General features: G+C 44.0%; 13 protein-coding genes. 12 read left to right on the top strand and 1 reads right to left on the bottom strand.

Features of this window, described 5'->3' with window-relative positions; translation table 11 throughout:
• Window positions 1–205 precede the first annotated feature (205 nt).
• The 5 genes from KQI87_RS04755 to mobB all read left to right on the top strand — a co-directional run bounded on the left by KQI87_RS04755 (window position 206) and on the right by mobB (window position 5,467).
• The gene (locus KQI87_RS04755) at window positions 206–1,930 is read left to right on the top strand and encodes a [Fe-Fe] hydrogenase large subunit C-terminal domain-containing protein (protein WP_216459109.1); all 1,725 of its coding nucleotides are present in this window, start codon (window positions 206–208) and stop codon (window positions 1,928–1,930) included.
• The gene (locus tag KQI87_RS04760; RefSeq protein WP_253292371.1) at window positions 1,917–3,119 is read left to right on the top strand and encodes a PP2C family protein-serine/threonine phosphatase; all 1,203 of its coding nucleotides are present in this window, start codon (window positions 1,917–1,919) and stop codon (window positions 3,117–3,119) included. The genes KQI87_RS04755 and KQI87_RS04760 overlap by 14 nt, the downstream gene beginning before the upstream one ends.
• Window positions 3,120–3,140: 21 nt before the next feature.
• Window positions 3,141–3,578 (top strand): MOSC domain-containing protein, encoded by a 438-nt coding sequence (locus KQI87_RS04765; RefSeq protein ID WP_216459110.1) that lies wholly within the window; start codon window positions 3,141–3,143, stop codon window positions 3,576–3,578.
• Between the two features lie 99 nt (window positions 3,579–3,677).
• Window positions 3,678–4,937, top strand: coding sequence for a molybdopterin molybdotransferase MoeA (locus KQI87_RS16940; protein ID WP_216459111.1), 1,260 nt, complete (start codon window positions 3,678–3,680; stop codon window positions 4,935–4,937).
• A 17-nt stretch (window positions 4,938–4,954) separates the two neighbouring features.
• The gene (gene mobB / locus KQI87_RS04775) at window positions 4,955–5,467 is read left to right on the top strand and encodes a molybdopterin-guanine dinucleotide biosynthesis protein B (RefSeq protein WP_216459112.1); all 513 of its coding nucleotides are present in this window, start codon (window positions 4,955–4,957) and stop codon (window positions 5,465–5,467) included.
• Here the strand turns inward: mobB and fdhD are convergent.
• A complete protein-coding gene (fdhD, locus tag KQI87_RS04780) occupies window positions 5,442–6,260 on the bottom strand; it encodes a formate dehydrogenase accessory sulfurtransferase FdhD (protein ID WP_253292372.1) in 819 nt (272 codons plus the stop codon). The two genes, mobB and fdhD, sit on opposite strands and share 26 nt — an antisense overlap.
• 272 nt (window positions 6,261–6,532) lie before the next feature.
• On the opposite strand from fdhD, the gene moaA reads away from it, so the two are divergent.
• The 7 genes from moaA (at window position 6,533) to nadC (ending at window position 15,609) form a co-directional block, all read left to right on the top strand.
• Window positions 6,533–7,507, top strand: a complete 975-nt coding sequence (gene moaA / locus KQI87_RS04785) for a GTP 3',8-cyclase MoaA (RefSeq protein ID WP_216459113.1) — start codon at window positions 6,533–6,535, stop codon at window positions 7,505–7,507.
• A gap of 94 nt (window positions 7,508–7,601) precedes the next feature.
• Window positions 7,602–8,183 carry a molybdenum cofactor guanylyltransferase gene (gene mobA / locus KQI87_RS04790; RefSeq protein ID WP_216459114.1) on the top strand — a complete coding sequence of 194 codons (582 nt, stop codon included), beginning with the start codon at window positions 7,602–7,604 and terminating at the stop codon, window positions 8,181–8,183.
• A gap of 285 nt (window positions 8,184–8,468) precedes the next feature.
• Window positions 8,469–9,893, top strand: a complete 1,425-nt coding sequence (locus KQI87_RS04795) for a sensor histidine kinase (RefSeq protein ID WP_216459115.1) — start codon at window positions 8,469–8,471, stop codon at window positions 9,891–9,893.
• 12 nt (window positions 9,894–9,905) lie between these two features.
• Window positions 9,906–10,838, top strand: coding sequence for a GerMN domain-containing protein (locus tag KQI87_RS04800; protein ID WP_216459116.1), 933 nt, complete (start codon window positions 9,906–9,908; stop codon window positions 10,836–10,838).
• An 18-nt stretch (window positions 10,839–10,856) separates the two neighbouring features.
• Window positions 10,857–13,301 carry a ComEC/Rec2 family competence protein gene (locus KQI87_RS16945; protein WP_216459117.1) on the top strand — a complete coding sequence of 815 codons (2,445 nt, stop codon included), beginning with the start codon at window positions 10,857–10,859 and terminating at the stop codon, window positions 13,299–13,301.
• Between the two features lie 168 nt (window positions 13,302–13,469).
• Window positions 13,470–14,759, top strand: a complete 1,290-nt coding sequence (locus KQI87_RS04810; protein WP_216459118.1) for an L-aspartate oxidase — start codon at window positions 13,470–13,472, stop codon at window positions 14,757–14,759.
• Window positions 14,752–15,609, top strand: a complete 858-nt coding sequence (nadC, locus tag KQI87_RS04815) for a carboxylating nicotinate-nucleotide diphosphorylase (RefSeq protein ID WP_216459119.1) — start codon at window positions 14,752–14,754, stop codon at window positions 15,607–15,609. The genes KQI87_RS04810 and nadC overlap by 8 nt, the downstream gene beginning before the upstream one ends.
• Window positions 15,610–15,832: the final 223 nt, after the last annotated feature.

The following is a 15,832-nucleotide window of genomic DNA, read 5'->3' on the forward strand; positions in this document are numbered from 1 at the left end:
TATCGGAGACAAAGTTCCGGATCTGATATCGTAAATATTATATGGGGCTGTCGCACATGGATCTGCTGTCCTTGCGGCAGCTCCATATTCCTTTATGGAAAGGCAAAAATAATCATTCGGCAGTACATCATTCTGTGAAAGTACGGAACGGTTACAGATAATTTTTTGTGAAAAATATAGTGTTACATAATAAGGAGTACGAGGCATGCAGAGATTTCAGTCAATCCTTCAGTTTAAAAAAGTCAGTTGTAAAAACTGTTACAAATGTGTCCGGAACTGCCCGGTCAAGGCGATACGTGTTCATGATCATCAGGCCAGGATCATAGAAAGTCAGTGTATTTACTGTGAGAAGTGTATCCTTGTCTGCCCGCAGGATGCCAAGGAAGAGCAGAATATGATCCCTGCAATCCGCAGTGCAATGGAAAATAAGGCACAGGTTGTTGCCTCTCTTCATCCGGCATATCTGGCACGTTTTGGGGTAACCGGTGTCAACGAGATCAGAGAAGCGATGAAGAAACTGGGATTTGCAGACGCAGCAGATGCAGCAGAAGGTGCAAGCCTGATGACTGCGCAGTATAAAACGCTTTTTCCGGAGCAGAAGGAACAGGGAGTGATGATTTCTTCAGCCTGTCCTGTAATCGTGCAGCTTGTCAAGAAACATTATCCGCATCTTCTGGGAAACCTGGTACAGTCTGCTTCTATGATGCAGTTTCATGCCAATTATCTGAAAAAGCAATATCCGAAGGCAAGGATCGTCTATGTAAGTCCCTGTATTTCGGCCATGTCGGAACTGAGGGATTCCGGAAATGAAGTGGATTATGTTATTACATTGGAAGAACTTGCACAATGGATGAAAAAAGAAGGGATTTCCATAGCTGAGAAAGAACCTGAACAGATTGCCTACCGTTCCAGAGAAATTGCTATTGCAGATGGTCTGACAGACTTGCTTGGATCTGTAAAAGGAATCCGCAAGCTTTCTGTAAGCGGAATGGAACAGTGCAGGGAGGTTCTGGAAGAACTTCATCCGGAGGATTTTGCAAACTGTTTTCTTGAGATGTATGCATGCAGCGGCGGCTGTGTGGCTGGTCCTTCTTTTCAGATGAAGAAAGGACGTTATCTGGTAGATGTTCTGGCAGTGAAGAATGCAGCTTTTGGAAAAGATTTTCACAGAGAGCAGGGAGACTATGAATTACCGGGATTTGAACTGCGAAAGAATTTCGGCTACTGTCCTGCACAGGAGCAGGATGAGGTTTCTGAAGAAGAAATCAGGGATGCTCTGGCAGAAATGGGAAAATTTTCTCCAAAGGATGAATTAAACTGCGGTGCCTGCGGGTACAACACATGCCGGGAAAAGGCAATCGCCATTATTCAGAATAAGGCAGAGGTTGCCATGTGTATTCCATATATGCGGGCAAAACAGGAGAGTTATTCAAATAAAGTATTTAATGCAATGCCTGGTTTGCTGGTTACAGTAGATTATAATCTGAGAATTATCCAAATGAATCAGGCGGCGACAGATCTGTTCAATACACCACATAAACGCAGGCTGATCGGACATCCGGTTTCAGAAATTATGGAAGATTACAGCTTTGCAAGTATTCTGGCATTTGACAGAAATCTGATGCAGGATGAAATATATCTGGAAGAACAGAAGCGTTATCTGGACCGTGTGATGACGAATGACAGGGAGAATAAAATGATCCTCTGCATTATGAAAGATATCACAAAAGAGCGAAAACATAAGGATCAGATCCAGCATGCACAGCTCGAGGCAGTCAGAATGGCAGATAAACTGGTAGAAGAACAGTTAAAAATCGTTCAGCAGATCGCAGGACTTCTGGGAGAGACTGCGGCAGATACTAAGGTGGCAGTGGAGAAACTAAAAAATACCATACTTCTGGAGAGTGAAAAACCAAATGAAAAGAAATAGATATCACGGACTGAATGTGGAATTTGACGGTTTATGTATTGATTTTGGTCATGTGAGCCTGAATAAGAAGAAAGAATTTCTCTGCGGAGACTGTTATAAAATCGAAGAAAATGATAAAGACCATGTACTGGTGCTCTCCGATGGTTTAGGGAGCGGTGTGAAAGCGAATATTCTTTCCACATTGACTGCGACCATGCTTAGTACTATGATTATTAATCAGGTTGAACTGGACGAAGCAGTACGTGCTGTTGCGAAGACTCTGCCTGTATGCAGTGTGAGGAATCTGGCTTATGCTACCTTTACAGTGCTGAATTTTCAGGGGAAACAGGTCAGTCTTTACCAGTTTGATAATCCGGATGCAATTCTGATCAGGGATGGAAAGTTGTTTGATTATCCGGTAGAGACCAGTATGATCGAGGAAAAAGAAATTCATAAAAGCTGCTTTGAATTACAGGAAGAAGATATGCTGATCATTATGTCTGACGGTGTGACCAATGCCGGGATGGGAAAGACCACCAACGGAGGCTGGGGAAGAGAAGACGTGATGGCTTTCTGTAAAGCGAAATACCACAAAGGTATGAGTGCACAGGAGATGGCTGGTTATCTGGCAGAAGCAAGTCTGGATCTGAACCTGAATGAGACGGATGATGATATTACTGCCATTGTGCTGAGGATGCGGCAGAAACAGGTCGTGAATATCATGATCGGTCCTCCGAGCAAGGAAGAACATGATGAGAGATATTTGAAATCGTTTTTCGAGGCAGAGGGATACCATGTGATCTGCGGTGGTACTACTGCTCAGTGTGCTGCCAGATATCTGGATAAAGAGCTGATTTCTCTCAGTGAGACTGCCTGCGGGGATGTTCCGGCCTATTATAAGCTGGAAGGTGCAGAACTGGTAACAGAAGGATTTCTGACGATTGAGCATTTGCTGGAATACTGCGAAGAATGGCTGGATGACAGGCTGACTTTTAACAGGCTAAAACGAAAGAAAGATGCTGCTGCACTGCTGGGCGTGATGCTTTTTGAGCAGGCAACGGATATTAATTTCTATTTCGGTGGTGCTATTAATAAGAATAATGTGGAACTGGGAATCACAGAGAAGCGAAAAGAAGAAGTGGCAGAACAGCTTGTGGAGCACCTGCGGAATGCAGGGAAGAATGTGAATATTGCATTCTGGGCAATCTGACAGGAAGGATGAGACAGAGAAATGGCGAGAATATTATGTGTATGTATCAGCAAAGAACGAAAAACAAGTTCCCAGAACATTCATGAATGCGAAGCAGATCTACAGGGGCTTGTGGGTGACGTGCATTATGGAATGGGTGGAAGAAGGCAGGTCACTCTTCTACCGTATGAGAAAGTAAAGCCATACTTTGATGAGACAGGACAACCTGTCAGTTATGGACGTTTCGGTGAGAATCTTCTGACAGAGGGGCTTGACTGGAATGTGATTGAAGAGGGAAGCAGATTTCGCTGCGGAGACGTGCTTCTGGAAGTTGTGAGAATCGGTGCGGGAGGCCCTGCATCGGATGCATATAAAGGTGAGAAAGTGTGCTCACCGATGGAACCGTGGTTTATTTTCTGCCAGATCATAGAGCCGGGAATACTGAAAGAAGGGGCAGAAATTGTACCAATAGATAAATGACAGCAGTCATTTTGAGAGAATATCCTGTGAGTGATCAGAAAAGGAAATTTGAAAATATCTGATAGTTGAATGATAACAGACAAAAGGAGGACTTAGTGCGTGGAGGGAATCAGCGTAGAACAGGCAATGGAGCAGATTCTGCAGTATACGCCTGTAATAAACGAGACAGAAGAAGTGGAACTGAATAAGGCAGGGGGAAGAATCCTGGCGCAGGATATGGTGGCAGAATTTAACAATCCTCCTTTTGACCGTTCACCGGTAGATGGCTATGCATGTAAGGCAGAAGACCTTGCAGGTGCATCTTCAGAACATCCGGTGAAACTGAAAGTAATGGAAGAGATTGATGCGGGTCAGTATTCTGAGAGAGCTGTAGAACATGGACAGGCGGTGCGGATCATGACTGGTGCTGCAATTCCGAAAGGATGTGACTGTTGTGTTTATCAGGAGCGTACAGATTATGGGGAAGATTTTGTAGAAATTTATACGGAACAAAAGCAGTGGGACAACTACTGTTTTACAGGAGAAGACTTCAAAAAAGGAACCACACTTCTGAAAAAAAGAACATACATTGGCTATGTGGAGGCAGCGGTCCTGGCGGGAATGGGGGCTGCGAAAGTACCAGTTTACCGTCAGCCCAGGATTGTACTCCTTACTACCGGAGATGAGGTGGTAGAGCCGGGAAATCCTCTTCCGGCAGGCAAGATCTATAACAGTAACATGACGATGCTGTCAGCCAGACTGCGGGAACTGGGAATCGAACCTTTCTATATGGAAGCAGTCAAAGATGATCCACAGATTATGGCAGAGAAGCTAAAAGAGGCAGCAGAACAGGCTGATATGATCATCACTACAGGAGGGGTTTCTGTGGGAAAGAAAGATATCATGCATGAGTCCCTGCGCCTGCTCAATGCAGAGCGGATTTTCTGGAGAGTGAAGATGAAACCGGGAATGCCAACATTATTCTCAGTGTATAATAAAGAGGGTTCAAATGAAAGTGTTTCAGAGAAGTGTATGGCAAAAGTTCCTGTGATCAGCCTCTCGGGAAATCCTTTCGGCGTTGCAGTAACAGTAGAACTTCTGATCCGTCCGGCACTGGAAAAAATGATGCAGAATCCGGCAATCGGTCTGAAAGAAGTTACAGGTGTGATGGCAGATGATTTCGTAAAGGGAATCAAAGGCCGCCGTTTTATTCGTGCATATTGGGAAAATGGTAAGTTTCACCTTCCAAACGGACTGCACTCCAACGGAGTGCTCAGTTCTATGGCAGGATGTAACTGCCTGATCGATACGAAAACCATGGAAGATCAGGAAAGCAAGAGTCTGAATACCGGAGATAAAGTGAGTGCGATTTTGCTTTGAGAGGAACAAAGAAACTGGTGGAAAGAAAAAGAATAGTTGCGATCAGTGGCGTAAAGAATTCCGGAAAAACAACTCTGATCTGCAGGTTGTTGGAGATTTTTAAAGAAAAGGGACTCCGGGTGGCAGTACTGAAGCATGATGGCCACGATTTTGAACCGGATGTTCCGGGAACAGATACATACCGTCAGCTTCAGGCAGGAGCTTACGGGACAGTAGTGTTTTCAAAGGGAAAATATATGCTGGTAAAACAGCAGCCGCAGATTACGGAAAAAGAATTGCTGGAATTTTTTCCTGAGGCTGATCTGATTTTGCTGGAGGGATTTAAATATAGTAATTATCCGAAAATTGAAATTGTGCGTAAGGGAAATTCAGCAGAAAGTGTCTGCAATCCTAAAAGATTGATGGCGATCGCCACCAATCTGGATGCAGAAGAAAGAGAAGCACTGTCCATCCCGGAGGATGTTCCTCTTTTTGAGCTGGACAACGCGAAGAGTATTGCGGAATTTATTCTGTCGGATTATTTCCGTTAAAAAGTTTCATTCGGTCACGGCGTGCAGCGCAGATCAGGGTAAGCTGATATTCTTTAGCCATAGCAACTGCTTCGGCAGAAGGGGAAGCCTTGCTTGCCAGAACCGGAATCCCGGCGCGGATTGCTTTGATCGCCATATCTGTAGGAATGCGTCCGCTGGAATAAACCACACATTTTTTCAGATCAATATTATGGCGCAGGGCATATCCGATGGCTTTGTCCAGAGCATTGTGGCGTCCGATATCTTCACACTGGAAGAGCAGTTCTCCATTACATGCAAGAAAACAGCTGTGGGTCGCCCAGGTCTGGCTGTGGAGTGGAGTGCCGTTTGCAAAACAGTCTGCCAGGTCAAAGATCCACTGCTTTTTCCAAGGGATCGGAGTTACTGGCATTAATGGCTGATCTGTGATAAAATAATCATTAAGAACACGATTTCCGGTGCAGCAGGTAGGAGTAGGTGAAACATAATCTTCGTTTTCCTCATGAGGCTGCCCGGATTTATTTTTACTCAGGATCACGCGGGCACGTTTGCCGAATTCGCAGATGTAAATCTGTTCAACATCATCGGCAGAAGAGATGATCCCTTCAGTAAAAAGACGACCCAGAACCAGTTCGGCCAGATGTTCCGGGATACAGACCAGTTTCATGGTCAGACGTTCATTTACATACACATCCATCATGTGCTCCACGAGGATAGATTCCGTTTCTTCATGAGTTTCCCCGTCACGACCCAGGAACTCATAGGTGATATTCTCGAGCAGATTCAGGTTGTGGTATTGTTCGTTAATTTTCATAGGATAGTTCCTTTCATTTTATAAGGATTATGATACAATAATCAGGATATTTTAACAAGATAACTTTTCTTATTTGCAGAAAAGCAAGGAATTTCCTATCTCTAAGTGAAACGAAAGTAGTAAAAGGAATTCAGACTCCCTAAAATACCGACTGTGAGTTGAAACAAGTATAGACTGCGGAGTATAGAGTGTCAAACGATTATGAAAGAAATAATGTGGCCGGAACAGCAGAAGAAAAATAATTATTAAAAAGTAAAAGGCAGGTAGAGCCGATGATAGATAAATATGGAAGAGAAATAGATTATTTAAGGATTTCCCTGACAGACAGATGCAATCTGAGATGCATATACTGTATGCCGGAAGAAGGAGTAAAATCACTTTCCCATGCAGAAATCCTCACATATGATGAGATTCTCCGCATCTGCAGGTGCGCAGCAGATCTGGGAATCCGTAAGATTAAACTGACAGGCGGTGAGCCACTTGTTCGTAAGGGCTGTGCAAGTCTTGCAAAACAGATCAAGGCGATCCCGGGAATCGAGAAAGTAACATTAACAACAAACGGAATCCTGCTGGCAGAACAGCTGGATGCATTGCTGGATGCAGGGATGGATGCCATTAATATCAGTCTGGATACGCTGGATCCGGAACTCTTTAAAAAAGTAGCGAGACGTGATGGACTGGAAAAGGTATTCGAGGGAATCGAAGCAGCACTTGCACATCCGGGACTTTCCCTGAAGATTAACAGCGTTCCGGTGATCAAGGAAAAAGAAAACTTCATCGGGATTGCAGGACTGGCGCAGAAATATCCAATCCATGTGCGCTTCATCGAGATGATGCCGATCGGATTCGGAAAACAGTTCCCATTCCAGGACGAAGAATCCATTAAAGCAGTTCTGGAAGAAGCCTACGGTCCGATGCATGCAGTCAATGAACGTTACGGAAACGGCCCGTGTCACTACTATGAAATCGCAGGATTTAAGGGGAAAATTGGCTTTATCAGTGCCATGACTCACAAATTCTGCAGCCAGTGCAACCGTGTACGTCTTACATCTGAAGGCTTCATGAAAGGATGCCTCCAGTATCAGGAAGGTACAGATTTACGAGGCCTGATGCGCGGCGGCTGTACAGATGAACAGCTCAAAGATGCGATTCATCAGGTTATCTGGAATAAACCAGTCAGCCACAACTTCTATGAAGCAAAGACAGAACAGGATGAAATCAGGGGAATGTCACAGATTGGAGGTTGAATTATAGAGTTTTCTAAAAGCAAAAAAGGATGGATTACTCCACATAATGTTTTGGATTGCTGAATTAAAAAATTAAAGAAGAGGAAAAATAGTAATGCAGGAGAAGCAGATATCTATGGTAGTCCTCGCAGGCGGAGCCAGCAGCCGCATGGGTCGGGACAAATCAGATCTTACAATAGAAGGAAAAACATTCCTTGAAATGCAGATAGAAAAAGGAAAGAAACTGGGAATCAGCGATATTCTTCTGTCTGGTTATCACGGCGAAAAGAAATATGAATATCCTATTATATCAGACCGCTTCCCGGGGAAAGGCCCGTTGGGTGGGTTGGAAGCCTGTTTTCGCAAAGCAAAGAATCCATACTGTCTGGTACTTGGCGTAGATGTTCCATTAGTTCCGGCAGACGAACTGGCTGCATTGATCCGTCAGGCTCAGAATTCAGATGAAAAAGCAGTAATCCTGAGCCACAGCGGACATGAGGAACCTCTCATGGGAGTCTACCGTACAGAACTGGCGGATGCCATGCTTGAAGAGATTACCCAGCGGAAAGGCGCAGTCTTTGCTTTTCTGCGGAGAAATGGCTACGAATGCTACGAAAGTCAGGCTCCGGACTGGTATTTTTCCAATATTAATGACCCGGAAACATATAAAGAAATAGTGAGAAAACATTTTAAATAACTATGCATTGTATTTTGAGAGTACGGGAACAGCTTCTATTTGGGAGCAAGCTGGATGAATTATTATACTCGTAAGAAAGTAACTTACGAGTTACTAACTCATGAGTATAGTTATTGGAGGCAGGCAGACGAGGCAGTTTAAGAGCAATAAAAGTTTCTTTTGGGTAAAAAATAATAAATTACTTTTTGCCAAGATGTAGAAAAGCATTTTTTTCTGTGATAAGATGATAACAATTCGGAAAATAAAAGTTTTACGAATAGATAGAAAGAGAACGGAGTTGAAAAGGTGAAAAAAAGAAACAATTTTTTCAGGAGTCTGCGTTTTCGTATTCTGATTATCTTAATCATTCTGGGGATCGTGCCAGGTGTTATTGTGACTTATACAATGCTTCATAATTACCAGGACCGTGCGGTTTTCATGCTTACGGAGACTGTGAGCAATCAGTGTGAGATTCTGAGCAATCTGATCATCAGGGAAAATTACCTCAATGATACAAGCTCAGATGTTGTAAACAGCAAGCTGGAACTGTTTTCTAATGTATATAACGGACGAGTTCTGCTGGCTGACAGAGATTTTAAGATAGTGGGAGATACGTTTCACACAGAAGAAGGAAAGACACTTTTGAGTTCTTTGGCTGTGGCGTGTCTCAAAGGTGAAGAAAAAAGCAATTACGATGCAAAGAGTAAAGTTCTGGAGCTGGCGGTTCCTGTCCAGAGTCCGGATGTTCAGCAGCTTCAGGGTGTGATGCTGGTAACGGTTTCCACAATGGACATTGCACAGACATTGGATGAACTGGAACAGAGGGGCGTTATGATGATCGGGATCATCATAGTGCTTTCCGTATTTCTGTCATGGCTGTTGTCGACAATTCTGGTAAAACCTCTTGCAAGAGTAACGAAATCTATCGAGGATCTGACCGATGGTGTGCTGGACGAGGAAATCAGTGTTCCTGACTATACAGAGACAGAGCTGATCACAGATGCATTCAACAAGATGGTCAATCGTATGAAAATCCTGGACGAATCCAGACAGGAGTTTGTATCCAATGTGTCCCATGAGCTGAAAACACCTCTGACTTCCATGAAGGTTCTGGCAGATTCACTGGTAGGACAGCAGGGAATCCCGGAGGAGCTTTATCAGGAATTTATGAGTGACATCACTGCCGAGATCGACAGAGAGAATAAGATCATCACAGACCTGCTTTCCCTTGTAAAGATGGACAAGAAAGCAGCAGATGTGAATATCACCCATATGGATATTAACCAGCTTCTTGAGGATATTCTCAAGCGTCTGCGTCCGATTGCGGACAAGCGCAATATTGACTTGATCCTGGACTGCTTCCGGCCTGTAGAGGCGGATGTGGATGAGGTGAAGTTTACACTTGCCATCAGCAACCTGGTTGAGAATGGTATCAAATACAATGTAGATGATGGCTGGGTTCGCGTGTCTCTGGACGCAGACCATAAATATTTTTATATAACAGTGGCAGACTCCGGTATGGGAATCCCGGAAGACAGTATTGAGAGAATCTTTGAACGTTTCTATCGTGTAGATAAATCCCATTCAAAGGAAATTGGCGGAACCGGTCTTGGACTGGCAATCACCAAGAGTTCCATTGCGATGCATCATGGAGCAATCAAAGTATTCAGCAGAGAGGGAGAGGGAACTACATTCTCTGTCCGCATTCCTCTGTCATATATCCCGTCATAGGAGGTGCCATTTGTGAGAAAGAAGATTTCAATGATCGCAGTTGTGCTGATGTTGTGCCTCCTTACAGCCGGATGTTCAATAGAAGTACACCAAGATTCAAATAAAAAAGAACCGGCATATTATCTCTATGATATTGATGCTGATGAGACACAGCTTCAGAAAGAAGCATATTACCCGGAAGAGACCACTTCGGAGTATCTGCTCAAGGATATGATGCAGCGGATGAACAGTAAGGAGGCAGATTCCTCAGGAATCAGTCTGCTTACTGAAGAAGTGCAGATGAATTACAGCATAGAGGGCGAGACCCTTGTTGTGAACTTTAACAGTCAGTACAGCAATATGAGCCGTGCAAGGGAACTTCTCGTGCGTGCCGGGGTTGTTAAGACATTCCTGCAAATTCCGGGGATCACATCTGTGAGATTTACCATCGAGAATGAAGATCTGACAGATTCCAGAGGTCAGGCTGTAGGCGATATGACAGCAGATACTTTTGCAGAGTTTACGGGAAGCGAACCGGATGCTTACTGTAGCAATACCTTTACCCTTTATTTCACAGATAAAGATGGCAAGAAACTGGTGAAAGAGCAGCGGACAGTACGGTATAAACGCAGTATTCCGAAAGAGCGGATCATACTGGAGCAGCTGATGAAAGGCCCGCTGGAGAAAGGGCATTATCCGACGATCCCTGAAAATACGGAGATTCTGGATGTGACCATTGCGGACAGGATCTGTTATGTGGCATTTGACAGAGTATTTTCTTCTTATGCCCTGGATGTGTCCGAGAAGATTCCGGTTTATTCCGTAGTAAATTCTCTGCTGGATGCGCTGGAGGCCGACAAAGTGCAGATCACAGTTGGAAGTTCAGACAAACTGGATACTTTCGGTGACAAGATGGCACTGTATCGTTTTTATGAGAAAGATGATAAAATTGTAAGCGAAGAATAAAAAAAGGAGGCAGCGAGAGTGAGGAGACGCCCTGTGTGTATCCTGTGCCTGCTTCTGGTTGTTTTTCTGTGTGTGACAGACTGGCTTGGATTTTCCCTGATACGGGGAAATCCACTGCCAGAGACTGTGCAGACATGGATTAAAAAGCACCCGGAATCCACCATCTGCGGGGAGGTGGTCAGGTGCCAGGAAAATGAAGAGTTTCAATCTGTATATCTAAAAGATACTTATCTTATTTACAATTCTGAAAAAGTTTCCATTGATAATGTGAGAGTTTATTTAAAAGAGAATAACAGAAACAAAAACAGCAAAAAACTTCTGGCAGGAAGTCTTATTTTGGTGTCCGGAAAGCTGGAAGAAGTGCCGGAACCCGGAAATCCGGGAGAATTTGACAGCAGACAGTATTATGCATGCCGTCGGATTTATTATGTGATGAAGAAAGGAAAAGTGGAGAAGCAGTCGCGGAATCATTCTGCATATGGGCAGTTCCTTATTGATATGCAGCAAAAGTTTGCGGGAATTTTGGAGAAAGCCTGTGGAAATGAGGCTGGTGCATTTGAGGCGATTGTGTTGGGGGATAAGAGCAATCTGGATGCGGAGCTGAAAATGCGGTATCAGATGGCGGGGATCATTCACATTCTGGCGATTTCCGGTTTGCATATCAGTCTGCTGGGAATGGGACTGTACAATATTCTGAAAAAGATTGGTCTGGGAATCTGGCCTGCAGGGCTGCTATCGCTTGTGATCATGCTGCAGTATGGGATGATGACCGGTGGGACTGTTTCAACCATGCGGGCTGTGTGTATGTTCCTGCTTTCGGTTGGTGCGAAGATTGCGGGACGGATTTATGATATGCCTACGGGGATGGCGGCTTCGGCAATTCTGATACTGGTAGAGAATCCGGCGTATCTGTTGGATGGAGGGTTTCTAATGTCTTTTGGCTCTGTGATTGGGATAGGATGTGTGTGGCCGCTGATCGTAGAAGTGATGGACAGAGAAGAAAAAAATCAATGGAAGACAGAGGATAAAGGCGTAAGAGTGTTCCTGAAATCAACGGGAAAATCACTCTGGAAATCATTTCTGGCTTCTGGAACGGTACAACTTACGACACTACCGGTGGTGTTGTGGTTTTATGGGGAGATATCAGTGCTTGGAATTTTTCTGAATCTGCTGGTGCTTCCGACAGTGGGGGTCGTGCTGGGAAGTGGAACGGCAGGGGCGCTTGTGGGATTATTCAGTGGCAGAGGTGCATTCCTGACAGTGGTTCCGGGCAGGATTATTCTGAAAGGGTATGAATTTCTGGCAGCAGTGGCAGGAAAACTGTCATTCTGTACCTGGGCAGGCGGAAGGCCGCAGGTGTGTCAGCTGGTGGGCTACTATGTGATTTTAGCTGTGAGTGTGTGGATATACAGGTGGACTGCGCAGAGCGGTGTGGATAATGATAGTTTTTTGAAGTGCGAATCTGATTTGTATAATAGGAAAGATTCTGGAAAGGAAATGCAGATAATACAGAACTCAGGAGTTTATAAAAGCCATAAAAGACAGAACCGATGTAAATATGCTGTTATGAAAGTCTGGGGAATTCGCGGCTTATGTGCCGCAGCAGTCTGTCTGGGAATCCTGCTGATCGGATATAAGCCACGGGAAGATTTTCGCATTGCGTGTCTGGATGTGGGACAAGGTGATGGAATCGTAATAGAAATCGAGAATCAGTGGAATATTCTGATTGATGGTGGCAGTACGAACAAGAGCGCACTTGGACAGTACCAGCTGCTTCCATATCTGAAAAGCAGAGGAATCTCCAGACTGGACGGGATTTATATTTCGCATACAGACGAAGATCATATCAGTGGCGTGCGACAGATTCTGGAATATATTGGAAAAGGTCTGACCGTTTTGCGTGTGGAGAATTTGATTCTTCCAGACTGGCAGAACATACAGGAGAATAAAAATTATCAGGAACTGATAAAGTTGGCAGAGGCAGCAGGAACAAGGGTGCTGTATGCAAAAGCTGGCGACAGGATCAAGTATGGGCAGGCCAGTCTGGAAGTTTTATGGCCGCTTTCCGGGGCGTCAGGAACAGAGGTAAATGAAGATGCAATGGTGATGGAGATGACCAGCGGGGATTTCAAAGGGATTTTTACAGGCGATATTGGAAAGGAAACAGAGGAAAAGCTGTTACAGAATGGATGGCTGGAAGATGTGGACTTTCTTAAAGTGGCACACCATGGATCAAAATATTCTACAGGACAGGAATTCCTTGACATAGTAAAACCGGAGCTGGCAGTGATTTCCTGCTCATCAATGAACACTTACGGACATCCGTCGCCGGATACTCTGCGGCGTCTGGAAAACAGTGGGAGCAAAGTGTTGATTACGAAGGATGCAGGGGCAGTCATGATATACAGAAAACATAAACATATTTTTGCAAAAACTTATCGAAAAAATTCTGACTGTGAATAACAGTGAAACAGATAGAATCTTGTTGCTGAGAGCAGATTGAACAAATAGTAACACATCATATAAGTTTACAATAGTATATTTATGTGTCTTGACACCTAAATAGTCAGGTAGTATAATGGCACAGACAAAAAAGAATATCCGGTATAATACCGGCATGAGGAAAAGAAAATGAAAGAACGTTATGACGCCATTATTGTAGGAACCGGAGCAGCCGGACTGTACTGTGCGTTGAATCTCCCGGAAAAAATGAATATTCTTCTGATCACCAAACAGGAAGCTGACCAGTCAGATTCTTTTCTGGCACAGGGAGGAATCTGTATGCTGCGCGGAGAAGAGGACTATGAGAATTATTTTGAAGATACTATGCGTGCAGGACATTATGAAAATAATAAGAGAGCCGTGGATTTGATGATCCGCAGTTCCAACGATATTATCAGAGATCTTTTGCGATATCATGTGGATTTCGCGAGAGACGGACTGGGAAATCTGGCATTTACCAGAGAAGGAGCACACTCTCAGCCAAGAATTCTTTTCCATGAAGACATCACAGGAAAAGAAATTACACAGAGTCTCCTGAATACTGCAAAGACAAGAGAAAACATAGAAATCTGTGAATATATGACAATGGTAGACTTGATTTCAAAAGACAATACTGTCTGCGGGATCATTGTGATGGATCAGAATGAACAGGCAATTCCTGTTTTTTCACAGTTTGTAGTTCTTGCCTGCGGAGGCATTGGAGGACTTTTCAAAAATTCAACTAATTTTTCCCATATCGCAGGAGATGGTCTGGGAATTGCTATGAAACACCACGTGGAATTGGAACATCTGGATTACATACAGATTCATCCAACGACCTTGTATTCCCATAAACTGGGACGACGTTTTCTGGTTTCAGAATCAGTCAGAGGAGAAGGTGCATTGCTTTATGACAAAAATGGACAGCGCTTTACCAATGAACTGCAGCCAAGAGATTTACTGAGTCAGAAGATTTTTGAGCAGATGGAAAAAGACGGAACAGAATTTGTCTGGGAAGATATGCGCCCACTGGGTGAGAAAACGATCATGGAGCATTTTCCACATATTTATGAACAATGTATAGAAGAGGGATTTGACCCAAGAAAAGAGCCGATCCCGGTCGTTCCAGCCCAGCATTATTTCATGGGAGGAATCAAGGTTAATCTTGGAAGCAAAACTTCCATGAAAGGACTTTATGCCTGCGGAGAAACAAGCTGTAACGGCGTTCATGGAAAAAACCGCCTGGCAAGCAACTCCCTGCTGGAATCCTTAGTGTTTGCAAGGAAAGCTGCCGATGATATGATATTTGGAGAAACACCGGAATATGTGAAAGCAGACGATGTCGATATGAAAATATACGAAAACAGAGAAGAACTGCTGAGCGGTTATCACACAGCAGTCTTAAATGAAATTGAAAGGATGAGAATGAGCCATGAATGAGATTACAATGAAAATGCAGGCGGACCAGCTGATCCGTATGGCACTTCAGGAGGATATTACAAGTGAGGATGTTTCCACAAACGCAGTTATGCGCAGCGCAGTCAAGGGAACCGTAGACCTGATCGCAAAAGAAGATGGAATCATCGCCGGACTGGATGTGTATGCAAGAGTATTCCGGATTTTAGATGAGAAAACAGAAATTGATTTTAATTTCAAAGATGGAGATGCAGTAAAGAAAGGTGATCTTCTTGGGACAGTGAACGGAGATATCCGTGTGCTTCTTTCCGGAGAGAGAGTAGCGCTGAATTATCTTCAGAGAATGAGTGGAATTGCTACTTACACCAGCCAGGTTGCAAAACTTCTTGAAGGAAGTAAAGTGACACTTCTTGATACCAGAAAAACTACGCCGAACTGCCGTGTATTTGAGAAATATGCTGTACGTGTAGGCGGCGGATGCAACCACAGATACAACCTTTCAGACGGGGTACTGCTTAAAGATAACCATATCGGAGCAGCAGGAAGTGTTGCAAAAGCAGTAGCTATGGCAAAAGAATATGCACCATTTGTCCGTAAGATCGAGGTTGAAGTTGAGACAATGGATCAGGTAAAAGAAGCCGTGGAAGCGGGGGCAGATATCATCATGCTTGACAATATGACACCGGAAATGATGAAAGAAGCTGTAGATTTTATTGCAGGCCGCGCGCAGACAGAGTGCTCCGGAAACATTACAAAAGAAAATATCAAAAAGATCCTGGAGACAGGTGTTGACTTCGTTTCCAGCGGTGCTTTGACACACTCCGCACCAATTCTTGATATTTCAATGAAGAATCTTCACGCAGTTGAAGAATGATTCTTATCGGGAATAATCCGTTCTGTCAGTATGCAGGATTTATGTGAATCGTATAAATTTGTGTGATATATTCTGTTTTTTCTGTTAATATGTATTTACAGGGAACTACAGGTGGGATATCCCACAAGTATATTTTTACTCACAGAAAACATTTCGCGGAATATTATCAATGAACATCAGGCAGAGAAGTATATGAGCTTATCCGCCTGATTCCGCTTGAATA

It is taken from the genome of Blautia sp. MSJ-9, assembly GCF_018919065.1.
Lineage (GTDB): Bacteria > Bacillota > Clostridia > Lachnospirales > Lachnospiraceae > Blautia_A.

Excerpts from the sequence above, each read along its gene's own strand:
- KQI87_RS04765 (WP_216459110.1), top strand. The coding sequence starts at position 3,141 with ATGGCGAGAATATTATGTGTATGTATCAGCAAAGAACGAAAAACAAGT.
- nadC (WP_216459119.1), top strand. The coding sequence starts at position 14,752 with ATGAATGAGATTACAATGAAAATGCAGGCGGACCAGCTGATCCGTATG.
- moaA (WP_216459113.1), top strand. The coding sequence starts at position 6,533 with ATGATAGATAAATATGGAAGAGAAATAGATTATTTAAGGATTTCCCTG.
- KQI87_RS04810 (WP_216459118.1), top strand. The coding sequence starts at position 13,470 with ATGAAAGAACGTTATGACGCCATTATTGTAGGAACCGGAGCAGCCGGA.
- mobA (WP_216459114.1), top strand. The coding sequence starts at position 7,602 with ATGCAGGAGAAGCAGATATCTATGGTAGTCCTCGCAGGCGGAGCCAGC.
- KQI87_RS04755 (WP_216459109.1), top strand. The coding sequence starts at position 206 with ATGCAGAGATTTCAGTCAATCCTTCAGTTTAAAAAAGTCAGTTGTAAA.
- KQI87_RS04760 (WP_253292371.1), top strand. The coding sequence starts at position 1,917 with ATGAAAAGAAATAGATATCACGGACTGAATGTGGAATTTGACGGTTTA.
- fdhD (WP_253292372.1), bottom strand. The coding sequence starts at position 6,260 with ATGAAAATTAACGAACAATACCACAACCTGAATCTGCTCGAGAATATC.